14 protein-coding genes are annotated in these 18915 nt (G+C 42.0%); 4 read left to right on the forward strand and 10 right to left on the reverse strand.

Annotated features, from left to right (window positions below; genetic code table 11):
• The first annotated feature begins 813 nt into the window (after window positions 1-813).
• Together AC1D0K_RS29590 and AC1D0K_RS29595 are read left to right on the forward strand one after the other, a co-directional pair.
• Window positions 814-3162, forward strand: a complete 2349-nt coding sequence (locus AC1D0K_RS29590; protein ID WP_477392550.1) for a glycoside hydrolase family 95 protein — start codon at window positions 814-816, stop codon at window positions 3160-3162.
• A gap of 81 nt (window positions 3163-3243) precedes the next feature.
• Window positions 3244-3960, forward strand: a complete 717-nt coding sequence (locus tag AC1D0K_RS29595; protein ID WP_477392552.1) for a DUF72 domain-containing protein — start codon at window positions 3244-3246, stop codon at window positions 3958-3960.
• 61 nt (window positions 3961-4021) lie between these two features.
• On the opposite strand, the gene AC1D0K_RS29600 is transcribed toward AC1D0K_RS29595, so the two are convergent.
• The 7 genes from AC1D0K_RS29600 to AC1D0K_RS29630 form a co-directional block, all read right to left on the reverse strand.
• Window positions 4022-4780, reverse strand: coding sequence for a hypothetical protein (locus AC1D0K_RS29600; protein ID WP_477392554.1), 759 nt, complete (start codon window positions 4778-4780; stop codon window positions 4022-4024).
• A gap of 18 nt (window positions 4781-4798) precedes the next feature.
• A complete protein-coding gene (locus tag AC1D0K_RS29605) occupies window positions 4799-7105 on the reverse strand; it encodes a family 20 glycosylhydrolase (protein ID WP_477392556.1) in 2307 nt (768 codons plus the stop codon).
• Between the two features lie 231 nt (window positions 7106-7336).
• Window positions 7337-8293, reverse strand: coding sequence for a thioredoxin-disulfide reductase (gene trxB / locus AC1D0K_RS29610; protein WP_477392558.1), 957 nt, complete (start codon window positions 8291-8293; stop codon window positions 7337-7339).
• A gap of 95 nt (window positions 8294-8388) precedes the next feature.
• Window positions 8389-9285 (reverse strand): energy transducer TonB, encoded by an 897-nt coding sequence (locus AC1D0K_RS29615; RefSeq protein ID WP_477392560.1) that lies wholly within the window; start codon window positions 9283-9285, stop codon window positions 8389-8391.
• A gap of 27 nt (window positions 9286-9312) precedes the next feature.
• Window positions 9313-10485, reverse strand: coding sequence for a dipeptidase (locus AC1D0K_RS29620; protein ID WP_477392562.1), 1173 nt, complete (start codon window positions 10483-10485; stop codon window positions 9313-9315).
• A 71-nt stretch (window positions 10486-10556) separates the two neighbouring features.
• Complete coding sequence (locus AC1D0K_RS29625) at window positions 10557-10982, reverse strand: DUF3592 domain-containing protein (RefSeq protein WP_477392564.1); 426 nt, start codon at window positions 10980-10982, stop codon at window positions 10557-10559.
• Window positions 10983-11182: 200 nt separating this feature from the next.
• Entirely contained in the window at window positions 11183-12811 is a 1629-nt protein-coding gene (locus AC1D0K_RS29630) for an acyl-CoA carboxylase subunit beta (RefSeq protein ID WP_477392566.1), read from the reverse strand.
• A 303-nt stretch (window positions 12812-13114) separates the two neighbouring features.
• On the opposite strand from AC1D0K_RS29630, the gene AC1D0K_RS29635 reads away from it, so the two are divergent.
• A complete protein-coding gene (locus AC1D0K_RS29635) occupies window positions 13115-13885 on the forward strand; it encodes a C1 family peptidase (RefSeq protein WP_477392568.1) in 771 nt (256 codons plus the stop codon).
• Window positions 13886-14231: 346 nt separating this feature from the next.
• Here the strand turns inward: AC1D0K_RS29635 and AC1D0K_RS29640 are convergent, their stop codons facing one another.
• Window positions 14232-14816: an LOG family protein gene (locus AC1D0K_RS29640; protein WP_477392570.1), complete on the reverse strand. Its 585-nt coding sequence runs from the start codon at window positions 14814-14816 to the stop codon at window positions 14232-14234.
• Between the two features lie 132 nt (window positions 14817-14948).
• Between AC1D0K_RS29640 and AC1D0K_RS29645 the strand changes: the two genes are divergently transcribed.
• The gene (locus tag AC1D0K_RS29645; protein ID WP_477392572.1) at window positions 14949-15713 is read left to right on the forward strand and encodes a hypothetical protein; all 765 of its coding nucleotides are present in this window, start codon (window positions 14949-14951) and stop codon (window positions 15711-15713) included.
• A 95-nt stretch (window positions 15714-15808) separates the two neighbouring features.
• On the opposite strand, the gene guaB is transcribed toward AC1D0K_RS29645, so the two are convergent.
• Together guaB and AC1D0K_RS29655 are read right to left on the reverse strand one after the other, a co-directional pair.
• Window positions 15809-17278: an IMP dehydrogenase gene (guaB, locus tag AC1D0K_RS29650; protein ID WP_295719363.1), complete on the reverse strand. Its 1470-nt coding sequence runs from the start codon at window positions 17276-17278 to the stop codon at window positions 15809-15811.
• 308 nt (window positions 17279-17586) lie between these two features.
• On the reverse strand, window positions 17587-18870 hold the full coding sequence (locus AC1D0K_RS29655; RefSeq protein ID WP_477392575.1) for a M16 family metallopeptidase: 1284 nt from the start codon (window positions 18868-18870) through the stop codon (window positions 17587-17589).
• Window positions 18871-18915: the final 45 nt, after the last annotated feature.

The following is an 18915-nucleotide window of genomic DNA, read 5'->3' on the forward strand; positions in this document are numbered from 1 at the left end:
TTTCTTTATCCACACCAATAACGCGGTAAAACCTGATGGTTTGTTGGCAAATGTTTTATAAGCATAAACTTCTTTACAAAGGGATTGATCTACCCGCCCTAAAGAGACTACCAGTTCATCTTGTGCCACGTCAATACCGGCTACCTGTTTTAAAATCTTTGTCATCACTTAATTTGATTAATAATATATCAAAAGTGAATAACCCTTCTTCGTTTGCTCTCCTGGTTGGATATCCTGGATATATCGCTACGCAATATTCCTTACATTCTGTTCAAACTCTAAAGGGTAAAAGGAAATGAGGTAGTCTCTCTCTCTGAACATACCTTATGGTTGTTGGGGTCGCCGTCTGCTCTCATTTCCTTTCACTTTTTATTCTGCTAATCTAATTTATCATTTGATAACAAACATAGGAGGGTCGCCATCCGCGAAGGGCGGACCGGCGGGGTGAGTCGTTGCCAGCATACAGAGCCGATTGCCTGGTATGAAACAAACACGTCATGGGTAATTATTTCGGCACCCCACGTGCAAGTAAGTACGGGGAAAGTTTGCAACAGACAAGTCGGCGACCTGGCAGGTGTGAATATCCTGTGGGATGCCGAAATAAATCGGCATGACGTCCGCGTTTTAAATTTGGAAATTTCAAACGCGATTTCCATAGTACAATTGTTATTTCCCTGAAATTATCCATCTTAATACAAGTTTCGTCTATTTCTATCCCCTGCTCACAGTTATAATTTTATCCATTATAAAAACCGATGCTTTGCCCGGATGAAGATGCAAACCCGAAGATCAATTATAACCTGAGATAATTTTATGAATAAAAAACTATTGTTTAAACCACTGCTGTTTTTAACCTGCGGCTTGCCTTTATGGTCATCGGCGCAAATAAAACCTTTAAAATTATGGTATGATAAACCTGCCGCCCAATGGGAAGAAACCCTTGCACTGGGTAATGGCCGACTGGGGATGATGCCGGATGGTGGTGTAAAAAAAGAGACTATTGTATTAAATGACATCACCTTATGGAGTGGCGCGCCGCAGGATGCCAATAATTACGAAGCTTATAAAAATCTTCCCCAGATTCGTAAACTGCTTTTAGAAGGCAAAAACGACCAGGCCCAGGCCATTATTGATAAATCATTTATATGTAAAGGTCTGGGTTCAGCCGGGGTTAATTATGGCTGCTACCAAATACTGGGCAATTTGTTGTTGAACTTTAACTACAAAGGCGCAACCGATAGTGTTGTAAAGTATGATAACTACCACCGCGAACTTTCTATAAACAATGCCATTGCCACAACTACCTATAAAGTTAATGGAGTAACCTATAAAAAAGAATATTTTACCAGTTTTGATGATGATGTGGATATCATTAAAATAACTGCCGATAAACCCGGTATGCTGAATTTCAGCATCGGCATCAACAGACCTGAAAGGGCCGTTACCACCACTAAAGGCAATACCCTGCAAATGAATGGCCAGCTAGATAATGGTATTGATGGTAAAGGAATGCAATATTTAACACAGGTTAAAACGCAACTGAAAGGCGGCAGTATCAGATCAACTGCTAACACGTTGGAGGTGAAGGATGCTACCGAGGTAATAATTTATATATCTACAGCAACCGATCTTAAAAACCCTGCTTATAAAGAAACCGTGCAGCGCCTTATGGCTGCCGCTATGAAAAAGCCTTATACCTTACAAAAACAACGGCATATTGCCAATTTCCAAAAACTTTTTAACCGGGTTAATATCAACCTGGGCGGTACGGATAACGATCTTTCAACAGATAAAAGGCTCAGCAATTTTCATAAAAATCCATCATCAGATAATAGCTTCCCCGTATTATTTTACCAGTTTGGCCGTTACCTGAGCATTTGCAGCACACGTGTAGGTTTGTTGCCACCAAACCTCCAGGGCCTTTGGGCCAACCAGTTAGTTACCCCATGGACGGGAGACTATCACCTGGATATTAATGTACAAATGAACCATTGGCCGGTAGAGGTATCAAACCTATCTGAACTTAATTTACCACTTGCCGAACTGGTAAAGGGCATGGTAAAGCCTGGCGAACGTACCGCCAAGGCCTACTATAATGCCGATGGCTGGGTGGCGCATGTGATCACCAATATATGGGGCTTTACCGAGCCCGGCGAATCGGCATCCTGGGGCATTACCAAGTGTGGTTCGGGGTGGTTGTGCGATAATTTATGGCAGCATTATGATTTCACCAACGACAAAGCCTATTTAAAGGACATCTACCCCATTTTAACAGGTGCTGCCAAGTTTTATAACAGCATGTTGATTAATGACCCTAAAACCGGCTGGATGGTTACCGCGCCATCATCATCGCCCGAAAACGGCTTTTACCTTCCGGATGGAAGCGGCAACCATGCCAGTATATGTATGGGCCCAACTATTGATAACCAGATCATCAGGGAGCTTTTTAATAATGTAATAACTGCATCTATAGTATTGGGTAAGGATCCCGAATTAAGGAAAACCCTGCAGGCACAATTAAAAAGGCTGCCTCCTCCGGGTGTGATATCTAAAACAGACGGGCGTATCCAGGAATGGCTGGAAGATTATAAAGAGATTGAACCTCACCATCGTTGCATATCGCATCTTTATGGCTTGTACCCTGCTGCCTTGATCACCCCTGAAAGCACACCTGACCTTGCCGAGGCCAGCAAAAAAACATTGGAAGCACGCGGTGATGACGGTCCAAGCTTCTCAATCGCCCATAAAATGCTATGGTGGGCACGCCTGCATGATGGTACAAGAGCATACAAGCTATTTAACCAGCTTATTAGTCCAACATTGGCCACTAATATGAATTATGGCGACGGCGGCGGCATATATCCTAACATGTTATCAGCCGGTCCGCCATTCCAGATCGATGGAAATTTTGGCGGCACCGCGGCCATTGCCGAAATGCTGATCCAGAGCCATGCGGGTTTTATTGACCTGCTACCCGCCATCCCCGATAACTGGAAAGCATCCGGCGAAATTAAGGGACTAAAAGCCCGGGGCAATTTCACAGTCAACTTTAAATGGAAAGATGGGAAGGTGATCAGCTATAAAATTACTTCGGTACAACCACGGTATGTTAACGTGAAGATCAATGGGGTAGTAAGGAAGGTTTTTGCAGCGAAAGCATAAGGAACCGCGGTTTTAAACCAGCAAGGAATTTATTTGCCCAAACAAAACCGGTTACCGCAGCATTTTATAATAAATACAATTATGATTTGGCACATCGGCTGTTCGGGATTTCATTATAAGGATTGGAAAGGCAGATTTTACCCTGAAGACCTGCCCCAGCGTAAGTGGTTTGATTATTATTGTGAGCATTTTAAAACACTGGAACTTAATGTTACTTTTTACCGCTTCCCGCAGCTTTCCTTTTTGCAGAACTGGTACGCCAAAAGCCCGGCTGATTTCAGGTTTGCGGTAAAGGCGCCAAGGGCCATAACTCACTATAAAAAATTCGTAGAAGCTGCAGATCTGATCAGCAGCTTCTACGATACCATCAATAATGGTCTGCAGGAAAAGCTTGGCCCTGTATTATTTCAGTTGCCACCCAGCTATAACTATACCGAGGAAAGGCTTGACAGGATAATCAACAGCCTTAATCCAACATTTAAAAATATAGTAGAGATGCGCCACGCAAGCTGGTGGAATGCCGATGTTTACCAAAGCCTTCGTAAACATAATATCAGCTTTTCCGGTATGAGTCACCCTAACTTACCAGATGATGTGATAAAAAATACGCCGGTTATATATTATCGTTTTCATGGAGTTCCCAACTTATATCGGTCGCCATATTCTATGGAATTCCTGCAAAAAGTGATCGACGCAGTGCAGCACGATATAGATATAAAAGAAGCCTGGTTTTACTTTAATAACGATTATGATGCCGTTGGCGTGAAAAACGCAAAAGAAATGATCAGTTTAATTTAACAGGTTAGAAACAAAAAAAGACGCAAATGATACGTCTCCTTTAATTTCAATTTAAATCAGGTTAATCCCTATGCCGCCTATGCTTTTTCTTTTTACTTGATTTAGATGAAGAGCTTTTCTTTTCAGATTTAGAAGCACTTTGCTTGGTTTCAGCAGGCTTGGCAGCTACACTCTCCGTAGCTTTTGAAGCCACATTTGTTGAATCTTTGCTCAATTGCTTAACAGTGAACTCATTTCTGCTTAAGCCGTATTCCAACTGGCGTTTGGCACCGGTTAATTTGGCTTGTTTGCCGGTACCATCATATATCGGAAACTCGCGGATCAGTTTACCATCGCGGATATAAAAATTATCATCGCCACGATAGCCCTTACGCTGAGATGAATTCAGCCTGGGGAAATCCAGTTTATTAGCTTTGTTATCATTAAACTCAAACGCGTAGATACTGGTATGATTGATGGTATCTTTTGATTTTGCCTGTATCAATATCTCGGGATTACCATCCACGTCCATATCAGCATTATAAACATCAATAATATTACCATCCAAATCGCCGGTAGTAGTGGTGTACTTTATAGCCGATGAATCTGAATGCAGAATCAAAAATGCCCCCGCCTCCTGCGAACCACGCCCCCAGCTAAATACATCATAGCTCTGTCCCGGCGATACCTCTATCATTTTATGGTAGCGAAACGGGCCCATCAATTGTGTCGCTTTAGAAGCCGGCTGTACACTTGTTGTTTTGGTTTGATTACCGCCACAACTTGTTATGGCCGCGGCCGCAGCTATTAAAAAAGTTATATAATAAAGTCTCCTGATCATTACTTGTATATAGTTCTGTTAATTTCTCAGTACTTCGGGTGTTAATTCGGCAGCTGTTTTACCGGGTGCAGATATAAATACTTTTAAAGTATTGTTTCCGCCGGCATCTACATATTTTAAAGTGAAACGGTGATATCCTTTCAATAAAGGCGCAGCACCAAATTGTTCGTTTATCGCATGTTTGCCATCATTATCAACAACTACCTGGTCATCAATTAATAAAACAGATCCATTGGCTGATAATGTAGAGAAGCCATAATTCCCATCAACCTCAATATTAATAAATCCATTGTAAATTACACCAAACTTTCCTTTACTTTTCCTAAAATCTGCTGTATTAAAGGTTTTAATTACACCGCTATCGGCAACCGGTAAATTAACCAGTTGACTGGTACCAGAAAATGTACCGGCAAATAATTGGAACTTTAGGCCGGGGATATCGCTTGTATTACTAACGGGCGCAAAAGGCGCTTTATTGTAAACCAGCGTACGGGTAACATTACTCCGTTTACCAGATGGAGTAATTACCAGGGTCTGCAGTTCGCGATATTGATCAATAGGTACATTGTAGGTCATAGGCACATGATACTCCAGGTCGGTTTCGCGGGGGGTATACCCGTCAATAGTATAGTATACTTTAGCACCATCAACCGGCGATTTTAGATTTACAGTTAACTGACTGCCTATCATCACGGTATCTTTAGCTCCTATAGCCACCGGAACATGGTAATTTAAATTATTCCTATCCAACCAGGCCAGGTGCGATGGCAGACGTGTTTCTGAAAAATCTTTAAAGTTTTTATTTGCCAGTGGCGACCATGCTATTTCCGATAGCGCCATCAATCGCGGCAACAGCATAAACTCCACTTTGGCGTCGGTTGCTACATACTCCGTCCATAGGTTAGCCTGCACGCCCATGATGTATGTCTTTTGTTCGGGAGTTAGAGCTTCCGGCGTTGGGTCATAGCTGTAGATTTTGGATAAAGGCTCATTACCGCCGATACTCAATGGTTCCTGGCTGGGTTTACCCTGCCCGTGGTCAATATACAAGCCGTGGCTGCCAGGTGTCATCACCACATTATGTTTTTGCTGTGCAGCAGCTATGCCTCCTTCTTCCCCGCGCCAGCTCATTACGGCAGCGTTTGGTGCAAGGCCGCCTTCTAATATTTCGTCCCAGCCAATAATGTTGCGGCCTTTGGAATTTACAAATTTCTCAACTCTTTGAATAAAATAGCTTTGCAGCTCGTTCTCATCTTTTAGCTTTAATTTTTTAATAAGCTGTTGACAAAATTTTGAATTTTTCCATGCATCCTTAGGTGCCTCATCCCCTCCTATGTGAATATATTTACTTGGAAACAATGCCATTACCTCCGTAAGCACATCCTCTATAAATGCAAAGGTTTTATCAGACGGGCAGTAGATATCTTTAAATACGCCCCACGTTTCCGCCGGTTTATAGGTTTTGCCCGGATCACAGCTCAATTCCGGATAGGCGGCCAAAGCTGCCTGTGAGTGGCCTGGCATTTCAATCTCGGGCACAATGTTAATATATCTTTCTGATGCATATTTCACCACATCACGAATTTGATCCTGGGTATAAAAACCACCATACGGCGTACCATCAAACTGTTGCGGTGTTTTATCGCGGTAACCTCCTATTAAGGTTTGAGCACGCATACTGCTAATCTGTGTTAACTTAGGGTATTTCTTGATCTCGATACGCCAGCCCTGATCTTCGGTTAAATGCCAGTGAAAATTATTAAGCTTATAGGCTGCTAACAGGTCGATATATTTTTTAACCATCTCCACCGAGAAAAAATGGCGACCAACATCAAGCATAGCTCCGCGGTAGCCAAAACGAGGATAATCCTCCACCTGCACACATGGCAATTTAGCGGTGGCAGCCCTTGCGGCAGGGAACAACTGTATCAGGGTTTGTACACCATAAAACAAGCCTGCTCCTTTACCTGCAACTGTAATTTGCTGCGGGGTAATGGTTAAGCGGTATCCTTCAGCGGGTAAATTATCGGTACCGGCAGATGTTAATGTAATTACGTTTGAAGCGGTACCAGCTCCCTTTAATACTATTGACTTATTGTAGGCCTGGCTATTGGCCAGGTAATCTTTAAAAAACAGCACCGCTTTGTTAGATGGTGAATCGGCCTGAATACTGGTTTCCTGGCTCAGTACAAAGCTACCGGGTGCCTTTTTAAGTGATACGGGTGCCGGGATGATACCTGCATATGGGTCACTATCCTGCGCGTTAACAACAATAGTAAATGATGTAAGCAATGCAAACAACATTAAGGAAGCTTTTTTTAACATATTTATTATGAGGTTGGTACTAAGTGGTGAATATAGAAGTTTTTAAAAAAATACAAGAAGTTTTTGATTGTAACAAAAGTATAGCGATTGCCTAATAATCCCGATCTTCCGCCTTTGCGTTGCTGTGTCGACAAAGGAAAAGACTTAAAACAAAAAAGGCCATTTGTTACCAAATGACCTTTTTTAATATTTGTAGAAGCCTCCTTATTGGAAGCAATTTTTAACGAAGTTTTATGCTGTTACCACATGCTCTTTAGCTGCCAGGTAACGCTCAGCATCAATGGCGGCCATACAGCCTGTACCTGCTGCTGTAACTGCCTGGCGATAGATATGGTCCTGTGCATCGCCGCAGCAAAACACACCTTCTACATTGGTTTCTGTTGAACCGGGATGGGTAATAATGTAACCGGTTTCGTCCATATGTAACCAGCCTTTAAAAATATCGGTGTTAGGGTGGTGACCTATCGCCACAAAAAAGCCACTAACATCTAAATCCTTTTCTACGTTGGTTGCGTTATTAATTACTTTAACTCCGGTAACACTTTGTCCATCGCCAAGAATCTCTTTGGTTTCGGTATTGTATAATATCTCGATGTTAGGGGTGTTCTTTACGCGGTGAACCATTGCTTTTGAAGCACGGAACTCGTCACGGCGAACAATCATAAATACTTTACGGCAAAGTTTAGCGAGGTAAGTAGCTTCTTCTGCCGCAGTATCACCCGCGCCAACTATGGCTACATCCTGTCCTTTAAAAAAGAAGCCGTCGCAAACGGCACAGGCCGAAACACCAAAGCCACTGTATTTTTGCTCAGATGGTAAACCCAGCCATTTTGCTGATGCACCGGTTGAAATAATAACGGTATCAGCCAATATTGTTTTCACTTCATCAACCACAACTTTATGCGGCAGACTGGTAAAATCAACAGAGCTTACATAACCAAAACGAATTTCGGTACCCAGGCGCTCGGCTTGTTTACGGAAATCTTCCATCATTTCGGGGCCCATGATACCTTCAGGGTAACCCGGGAAATTTTCCACATCGGTAGTTTGGGTAAGTTGTCCTCCGGCTAATAAACCAGTATACATTACTGGCTTAAGATCGGCCCTTGAGGCATATATTGCGGCGGTATATCCTGCCGGGCCCGAACCAATGATCAGGCATTTTACGTGTTCTAATTCTTGAGTCATTCTTTAAAAATGTATGCGAATTTACAAAAAAAGTCAATTGAATGGGTCAGTGATAGGTAAACAATTTAACTCACAGTCCCAATCGTGAGGGCCTATCAATTCATTATATCCACAATCCTCACCATATCTACTATATTAATGGTAAACCTGTAGGTTGACTCTATCTTTTCACCTTTGTATTCCGCGGGTTTCCATTTTGGCGATTCCATAAATGCTTTTACTAAAAGTTCATCAAAATCAATATCAACCGTCTGATCTACTTTTACATCGGTAACAATACCTTTTTCGCTAATTTTTAAATTAAGAACAAGTGTACCGGCGTGGTCAGGAGTCTTAAAAAGGGGGGCTTTGCGCTTTAAATAGGTGTACAAATCAAATGGCATTACGGCGCTTTTAAAATCACTAACCGCGTTAACATGACTGATCATTTTTCCCTTTTTATAAGTATCCGTATAAAGTTCGGCACCTTCGGACGTTTTCATACGCCATTCGCCGCTTTTTTTTCCGTTTACGTAATTCCCCTCCAACAAAACAGCGCCGGTGGTTGGTTCAAAAGTTTGGCTTAAGCCATTTGCTATATCGTCTTTATAAGTTTTAAGGTATTGTTTTTTTCCATTCAAAAACTCATACCACTCGCCGGTTTTCTTTCCGTTTAAAAAGTAACCACTGGTTTTAACATGATTCAATGTATCTCTCTGTATATCAAACCCATTTAGCGGCGTCCGCTTTTCATAGGATATATATTTGCCGGTAGGTATGCTTAACTTTTCGTCTTTATAAAATGCCGAGCTGATGATGGTATCGCGCATATCAAACTCCTTCACCATCCAGGCCGAATCGTCAAACTTTTTTATAACCATGTATGAATTGGCTAATATCTTGTTATCAACCCTGTTGCCGGCTTTATCTATAAACATTAAATAAGGTTGCTGGGCACTTGCATTGAGCGAGATAAACAGGCCAAGAATGGCCATTTTAAAAAATTTCAACATGATAAAGTAAGTTTGGGTCAAATATAATTATTTACCCGTATTAGCCTTCAGCACCCGCAGCACATTGCCGCCTAAAATTTTATTAATATCCTTTTTATTATAATTAAGTTTCAACAGTTCTTCGGTAATTTTCGGATAATCACTAACACTGTCGAGCCCTAACGGATAGGATTCAGCGCCATCAAAATCTGATCCTATACCTACATAATCTATACCTATCAGTTTTACAATGTAATCTATATGATGGATCAGCAAACTCAAAGGCGGACGAATTTTATCCGATTCGGTTTTATACATGACATTCAGCCTGATATTGGCCAGATCGCCGTCGTTATAAATTTTGGTAAGCGAATCCAACTCGGCTTTATGTTGCTGTAAAAACACCGCAACCTTTGGCGAATAGGTACTATCCACAAAACCACTATAAAAATTCAGGCAAACTACGCCCCCATTTATTGCCAACGCCTTTAACTGATCATCTTTTAAATTGCGGCGGCTTGGATCAATACTGTAGGCACAGCTATGTGATGCAATTACCGGCTTTGTGGTGGTAGCCAGCACATCGTAAAAAGTACGCTCGCCAACATGCGAAACATCAACCATAACACCCAACTCATTCAGGTGCTTTACTATCTGCTTGCCGTAATCTGTAAGCCCCAAATGTTTCAGACTGTCTTTTTTGGTAACCTCGTCGCGTGCAGATGTAGCCCATGAAGTACTGTTATTCCAGGTAAGGGTTAAATAGATCATACCACGTTTGGCCAGACTATCAATATAATCCATCCTATCTTCAATCATATGCCCCCCCTCAACGCCTATCATAGCTGCCAGTTTTTTCTTCTTTACCGCTTTTTTTAGTTCGGCGCTGTTATGTACCAGGGTTATCCTATCCGGATTACGCTTTATAAGGGCATACAATGAATCTATCTCGCGGTTAGCAAAAGCGAAAGCTGTACCCTTGCCATAATTTTCGCCACACCAGATGGAAAAGATCTGTGCATCCAAACCACCCTCTTTAGCACGAACAAGGTCAAAATCTCCCTCACTTTGCCTTTTACCGAGATCGAATTTAGTGATCAGTTCATTGGATAATACATCGTTATGTGTATCTATCAGGATTGCTTTTTGATGAATTTTAGAAGCATCTTGTGCCGAAAGCTTTAAGGAAAACAACAATAAAAGGACCAGCAGTTTTTTCATGCCTCAAGATATGGAAAGCAGGGTAGATACACAAATTAAGAAAAAACCCGGCACACCGGGAGTTTTTTGATTTACAATGCCTGGTACTGATTTAAAATATAGTAAATGAATACTCCTATAATTAATAAGGCCCCTACAGCTATTAATATAATGCCAAGGGCTTTACTCATAAAATCATCTATTATGAAATGCTTGTAATCGGCTGGATCGTAAATAACTTTAACAATTTCCCCTTCCTTATAAGCTGAAGGATTGGTACCAACACCATATTTTTCTGTAATCCACTCTTTATCCAACGTTACATACCTTATTACAGGATAATATAATGTCGAAGGTTTTTTACCAAAGCTGGTTAGTTTCTCCAACTGAAAAACCACCCCTTCCACCTTCACTCCCGTTTTTAACAGTTTACGGCGTTCACTTATCTTTCCTATCCCCCAAACTGAAAGAAAAGCGCCACCAGCAAGTATTATTAGTTCATCAATTGTGACATTCATGGTTTTGGTTATTCGTAACGATTTTTTGTCTGAACCGGGATCAAAACAGATTAAAGGATTACAGGATTTTTGTCTGAACCGGGATTAAACAGATTAAAGGATTAAGGGATTTTTGATTAAATTGTATGACAATTTCTTTCAACACGCAACACGCAACACGCAACACGCAACACGCAACACGCAACACGCAACACGCAACACTACGTCTGTATCACCCCAACATTAAATGCTCTTTCAATTGGAGCATGATTGGCAGCCTCTATCCCCATCGAGATTACTTTTCGGGTCTCCAGCGGATCAATGATACCATCAACCCAAAGCCTTGCTGCTGCATAGTATGGCGTGGTTTGTGAATTGTACCTATCAGTGGTTTGTTTAAGCAGTTCCTGTTCTTTTACGTCGTCCACCTCTTCGCCTTTTGCTTTTAGACCTGCAGCCTGCATTTGTACCAATACCTTGGCGGCCTGACTGCCACCCATTACAGCTATTTTTGCTGAAGGCCAGGCGTAGATCAGTCTTGGATCATAAGCCTTGCCACACATAGCGTAATTACCTGCACCGTAGGAGTTGCCTATTACTATTGTAAATTTGGGCACAACCGAATTGGCAACAGCGTTCACCATTTTGGCGCCATCTTTTATGATACCCCCCTGCTCGCTCCTGCTGCCTACCATAAAGCCGGTAACATCCTGCAAAAACACCAATGGGATCTTTTTTTGGTTACAATTCATGATAAAGCGGGTAGCCTTATCGGCAGAGTCGGAGTAAATAACGCCGCCAAATTGCATCTCTCCCTTTTTTGATTTGATCACCTTGCGTTGATTAGCTACGATACCTACCGCCCAGCCGTCGATACGGCCCAAACCGCAGATGATGGATTGGCCATAGCCCGCTTTATATTCTTCAAACTCCGAATCGTCAACGAGGCGCAAAATGATCTCTCTCATATCATAGGCTTTCTCCCGGTTATCGGGCAGTATACCGTAAATATCTTTTGGATTTAATTTGGGGATAGATGGCTTGATCCTGTCGAACCCCGCCTTGTTATAATCGCCGGTCATGCTCATGATGTTCCGGATAGAATCGAGGCAGGCCTTGTCATTGGGTTGCTTATAATCGGTAACACCCGATATTTCGCAATGAGTGGTAGCGCCACCCAGGGTTTCGTTATCCACATCTTCACCAATGGCTGATTTTACCAGGTATGATCCCGCCAGGAAAACCGAGCCCGTACCCTCTACTATCATCGCCTCATCGCTCATGATGGGTAAATAAGCGCCACCGGCCACGCAGGAACCCATAATAGCCGAAATTTGGATAATACCCATGCTGCTCATCATGGCATTATTACGAAATATGCGCCCGAAATGCTCTTTATCGGGAAATATCTCATCCTGCAAAGGTAAATACACTCCTGCCGAATCAACCAAATAAATAATGGGCAGGCGATTCTCCATAGCTATTTCCTGCGCACGCAGATTTTTTTTAGCTGTAATTGGAAACCAGGCCCCGGCCTTTACGGTAGCATCGTTGGCTACCACTACACATTGCCTGCCTGATACATAACCAATACCACATACCACGCCACCGGATGGGCAGCCACCATGTTCGGCATACATGCCATCAGCTGTAAAAGCGCCTATTTCAAGCCATGGTTTATCTTGATCTATAAGATAGGCTACACGTTCGCGGGCCAGCATTTTACCCTTTTCTTTTTGCTTGGCTGCGGCCTTCTCGCCACCACCCAGGTGTACTTTTTTTAGCTTCGTGTTCAGCTCATAAACAAGCTGTTTGTTTATATCCTCATTAATGTTAAAACTGATATCCATAATTGGTTTTTATAGAAAATGTAATTTAGAGAAAATTACCGGCGCAAAGCTAATGATATTTTTTTTGGCGATTTTAAGTCAGCAGTTCCAGTTAATAGCAGGCAGTCATCTCCTAAATTGAAACTATTACTACAGTAGAGATTTGCGGTTCCCTATCAATCGGCCACAACCATTTCTATAGAAAAAAAATACGTAATATGCACGTATACAGTAGCTTTACGTTTAATATTACGTAAAAACACGTATGCTTTTTTAAAAGAAACAATATAGCTTTACTATATCATTTATTAGCAAACCTTTATTATGATACAGCAAACCAAACATTATGGCTGGACACCCGACCTGCCAGATCACCGTGATTTAAGATATGCCCTTGTTCGCCCGGAAGCTTTAGCAAGACCTTTACCCGCGTTAGTTGACCTGCGCCTACAGTGCCCACCTGTTTATGACCAGGGTAACCTGGGTTCATGTACCGCTAATGCCATTGCCGGGGCTTTTGAATTTGAACTAATGCGGCAAAAACTGTCGGTATTTAACCCCTCGCGTTTATTTATTTATTATAATGAGCGCGTGCTGGAAAATCACGTTAAAGACGATAGCGGCGCCCAGCTGCGTGATGGCGTAAAATCTGTTGCCACACAAGGTGTTTGTGACGAAACTAAATGGCCCTATATTGAAAGCAAGTTTGCCAAAAAACCTTCAAAAACATTATATACAGCCGCCAAAAAAAATCTTGCTATTCAATACACCCGCTTAAATAACACAAATATCAGCGAGTTAAAATCATGCCTTGCAACCGGCAATCCTTTTGTTTTTGGATTTACAGTATACCAAAGTTTTGAAGGCACTACAGTAGCCCAAACAGGAGTACTCAATATGCCCGGCAAAAACGAAAGCGTTGTGGGTGGCCATGCTGTAATGGCGGCAGGCTATGATGATAAAAAGAAAGCTTTTATAGTACGAAATAGCTGGGGCAGCACCTGGGGACAAAAGGGCTATTTTTATATGCCCTACGATTACCTAACCAGTACAGATCTGGCTGATGACTTTTGGACCATAAGTCAGGTAGAATAAGCTTCTTGCGAGCAAGAATTTTTTAGGAGCAAGGATTTTTAGATCAAGGATAAAAGACTGGGTATATTCGCTCACATCTTTAATCCTTGAACTTTGCTTTGTTCCATAGGTGTCAGACGAGTTGCTAACGGTTTTTTAATTCCCTCCCAACGGGAGGGGTGCGGTTGTAATGCGCGCGATAGCAGGGAGGGGTTTCGCCGACATGCCATCTACAACAATACTTGAACGCCTGATTTAACCCCTACCTCCTCCTTCCCCGAGGAAGGAATCGCACATTGCCCCTATCTTTTATACCTTTCGAACACCTATAATCCTTCGCTCCATCAATCTTTACTCTCCTTTCGACTTACGTAAGGTTTCTGTCTTTAAACCAAACTTCATCAGGGTTTGCATTAAAGCTCTCCATTAGGTTTACCAGTTCAATGGCATCGCCGGATGTTATAACCAGTTCGCGGTTGGCGGGCTTAAGAAATTTTTGCTCAACCATTACGTCCAGTTGCTTCAGTAATGAATCATAGTACCCCCCAACATTCAGCAACCCTGTGGGATGATTGTGCAGCCCTAATTGTAGCCATGTTAGCACCTCAAAAAACTCTTCGAGCGTACCTAAACCACCAGGCAGCGTGATGATACCATCGCACAGATCGTTCATCATTTGCTTGCGCTGATGCATGTTCTCTACAATGTGAAGTTGCGTTAAACCGGTATGACCAACCTCTTTATCCATTAAAAACTGGGGGATCACTCCAATCGCTTTACCGCCACGACTCAAAACAGCATCAGCCATTAAACCCATAACCCCAACCTTGCCCCCGCCAAATACCAGGGTTATATTGCGACTAACCATCACTTCGGCTAATTGCTCAATAGCTTGTTTTAATAAAGGGTCGCCGTTAAAATTGGCACCGCAGAATACGCAGATAGCTCTCATATCGCAAATATAAAATTTACAGCATCCAATTGCAGGATAAGGCAGTATTATTATCCATTAGTTTGAATGGTTTATCTATTTAAAATGTATTATTACACATCTATATTTACCTAACCTTAAAAAATATATTTCATGAAAAAAATCCTAACCTTGTCTGCCATGTTGATGATGGCCTGTCTCACTTCCTTTGCACAAGTTATTGTTAACCCCAGAGTGGAAAGCAGCGACGACTATAACACTATTATCACCAAAGTGGAAAGTGATGCAAAATTCACCGTTATAAACTTTGAGTACACCGCCAATTCTGATAATTCCTGGGTACAGCTCAATAAAGAGATCTACATTCAAACCGACCAGGGTAATACACATTACAATTATGTAAAATCCGAAAATATAGCCATGGTGCCGGCCAAACACACTTTAGCAAAAGCCGGCGAAAAGCTTTTATTTAAAGTATTTTTTCAAAAAATACCGCAAGCTGCAAAATCAATTGATATTATTGAACGCGCAGGCCGACGAAGCGATGGTATAAACTTTTTCAATTTTTATAACGTAGATATTACACACTCCTACCCAGGCGAGCAACACGTAAAAATAACTGATGTTGTTTTACTTCCTCCTCCGCCACCTGTTAACATGATGGGGCAACCTTCAACTGGCGCAAATGAAATGGCAAATGCCATGAACGCGATGGGCCCCATGTACTCCACATTGGCAAAAAGCATGCTTGATGCACAATTGGATTACTACAAACAGCCGGGTAAGTTAACAGAGCTTGCTAAGTTGACCAAAGAATATTTTGATGCACTTACCAAAGAAGGTTTCACATACGATCAGGCATTAAAAATAATAACTTCCAATAGCTTAATTCCAAAATCGGGATTAAACGCCCAGTAAAATACCGGTCAAAGCAAAAGCCTGCAAGGTTACAAGTAAAAACTTATTAACCTTACAGGCTTTGCTATAATTTGTAATGCAGTATTTTACAGGAATTACCTGGTATAATTAGGAGCTTCCTTAGTAATGGTAATATCGTGTGGATGGCTTTCGCGCATTCCGGCTGCTGTGATACGTACAAATTTGGCACGTTGCAGATCTTCAATATTGGCAGCACCACAGTAGTGCATACCTGCACGTAAACCACCTATGTATTGAAAAATCACTTCGGCCATATTGCCTTTAAATGGTACGCGACCAACAATACCTTCTGGTACAAGCTTTGTAACTACATCAGTTTCATCCTGGAAGTAACGATCCTTAGAGCCTTTCGCCATCGCTTCAACCGAACCCATACCGCGGTATGATTTAAACTTACGGCCTTCATATATAATTGTTTCGCCCGGTGATTCTTCCACACCTGCAAATAACGACCCAGCCATGATAGAGCTTGCACCGGCCGCTATAGCCTTCACAATATCGCCTGTTTGTTTGATACCACCATCGGCAATTACCGGGATACCGCGGCCTTCTAAAGCTTTAGCACACTCGTAAACGGCATACAGCTGCGGAACACCAACCCCGGCAATAATACGCGTGGTACAAATAGAACCCGGACCAATACCTACTTTAACAGCATCAGCACCGGCATCAGCTAAGGCAATTGCGGCATCGGCAGTGGCAATGTTACCTGCAATGACCTGCAGGTTGGGGTATAATTTTTTTACGGCCTTAACCATATCAATAACCCCTTTTGAGTGCCCGTGAGCTGTATCAACAGTGATAACATCAACTCCGGCATTCACAAGGGCTGTAACCCTGTCTATATTATCGGCAGCAACACCAACCGCTGCTCCTACGCGTAACCTCCCAAATTCGTCTTTACAGGCGTTAGGGAAGTTTTTAACTTTTTGGATATCTTTATAAGTAATTAAACCTACCAATATTCCATCTTTATTAATTACGGGTAGTTTTTCAATCTTATTTGCCTGTAGTATGGCAGCAGCTTCGGTAAGGTTTGTGCCTTCGGGTGCAATAACCAGGTTTGTTTTGGTCATCACTTCGCTAACAGGCACTGTCATATCTTTCTGAAAACGCAAATCGCGGTTGGTGATGATTCCCTTTAGTTTATGATCTGCATCAATTACCGGGATACCACCAATCCTGTATTCTTTCATGATCTGGAAAGCATCGGCAAGCAGGGCATCTTCCAGTAAAGTTACCGGATCCTGGATCATGCCACTTTCTGATCGTTTAACCTTGCGCACTTCATCGGCCTGCGCCTGTATGGTCATATTTTTGTGCAGCATACCAATACCACCAGCCTGGGCAATGGCAATTGCCAGGCCTGCTTCTGTAACGGTATCCATAGCGGCCGAAATAATGGGAATGTTTAAACGGATGCTTTTTGTTAAAAAAGTACCAGTATTAACATCGCGCGGTAGTACTTCAGAATAAGCGGGGAGTAGTAAAACGTCGTCGTAGGTTAATCCTTCGGCAACAAATTTGGATGGGTCTAACTGCATAGCAAATAATTATTTTGGAGTTATTATTTGCCGGGCAAAGGTAATAAAAATTTAGGTAATCAGAAATGCTTTGTAAAATAGAGGCAAGAATTAGAGTCAAGAATCACGAATTTTACATTTCGCAGAAAAATGAACTTTGTGAAGCCCATTTGAAACGGTCTTAACTCTTGATTCTTAACTCTTGATTCTTTTTCAATTGCAGCCCATTTGAAGCTGCCTTAACTCTTGACTCTTTTTCAATTGTAGCCTATTTGAAGCAATCTTAACTCTCGATTCTTAACTCTTCATTCTCAACTCCTGGCTCTTTTTCAATATTTGCCTACAATCACTTTATAGAAACTCTCAAAATGAAAATATTTATTAGCCAGCTCCTGTAGCTGTGGGCTTGTGATGCTTTTTATTGTGGCCGCATACCTATCGTAATAATCATAATCAAGATCGGCAAAATAGATACTTTTAAACTTATCGGCATGTGAAAAAACGTTCTCCAGGCTACCCAGCAACGAACCTAACATGTAATTGCGTACCAAATCAAGCTCCTCATCGGGCACCAGTTCGGTTTTCAACAGGTTAATCTCTTTTTCAATTTCGGTAATAGCAGCTTTGCAAACATCGGCCCCTACTTCGGTAGCTATAAAAAATGACGCGCTTTGCTTAAACGGCCCCAGGCCCGATCCTATACCGTAGGTATAACCTTTATCCTCGCGAATATTGGCCATCAGTCGCGATCCGAAATATCCACCAAAAACAGTGTTTAAAACCTGTAAGGGCTGAAAATCCGGATGACTGCGCGTAACAATCGGCACGCCTATCCTGATAGCAGATTGCAGGGCATCAGGCTTTTCGGTAAGGTAAAACAAGTCTTTAGCGGATTCAATTTCCGGCTGGGTAGTATCCGCAGACGTGTCACCGTTAGTCCATCCTTTATCAAAAGTATTGGTGATGAGCGTTAAAGTTTCCGGCTCAATTTTCCCCGCAATAACAATAGTACAGTTTGATGGCTGGTACTGTTGTTTGTAGTGAGCTATCAGATCATCGCGATGCAATGCTTTATAGTTTTCAAAGCTGGCTCCTAAACCATAAATGGTATTGCCGTAAATAGCTTTGTTAAAATCTCTGCGCGCTACTATATCATTTTTTTGCAGACTAACCTGCAGCTTTTGCTGTTGGTTACGCTTAAACGTTTCCAGTTCTTTATCAGGGAAAATAGAATCGGTAAGCAGATCCATGATAACCGGTAAAGTGCTATGCAAATGTTTATTTAAGCTATATAACGTAACCTGCGAGTTTTCGTAACCATAATCAACCTGCAAAAATGCGCCATAAAAATCAATCTTATCGGCTATTTGTGCTGCATTTAAGGTACCGGTTCCCTCGGTAAGCATCGAGTTAACCGCCATATTCAATAGTGGTTTCAAGGCATCAAAGCGCAGGTTTCCAAAAATCCATTCAATACGCACCAGTTCCTGATCGCCGGAGTTAAAGCAATAAATATTGCAGCCATTATCAAGCTTTTTATGCTCGGGCCTTATCAGGGTTATATTATCGATAGCCTTAAAATCGGGGGCTAATGTTCTATCTAAGTTGGTCATTTGTGATATTTTTCCTGGAACTGAATTATCGAATTAAAGAATGCT

The organism is Mucilaginibacter sp. P1_A3, from assembly GCF_056406855.1.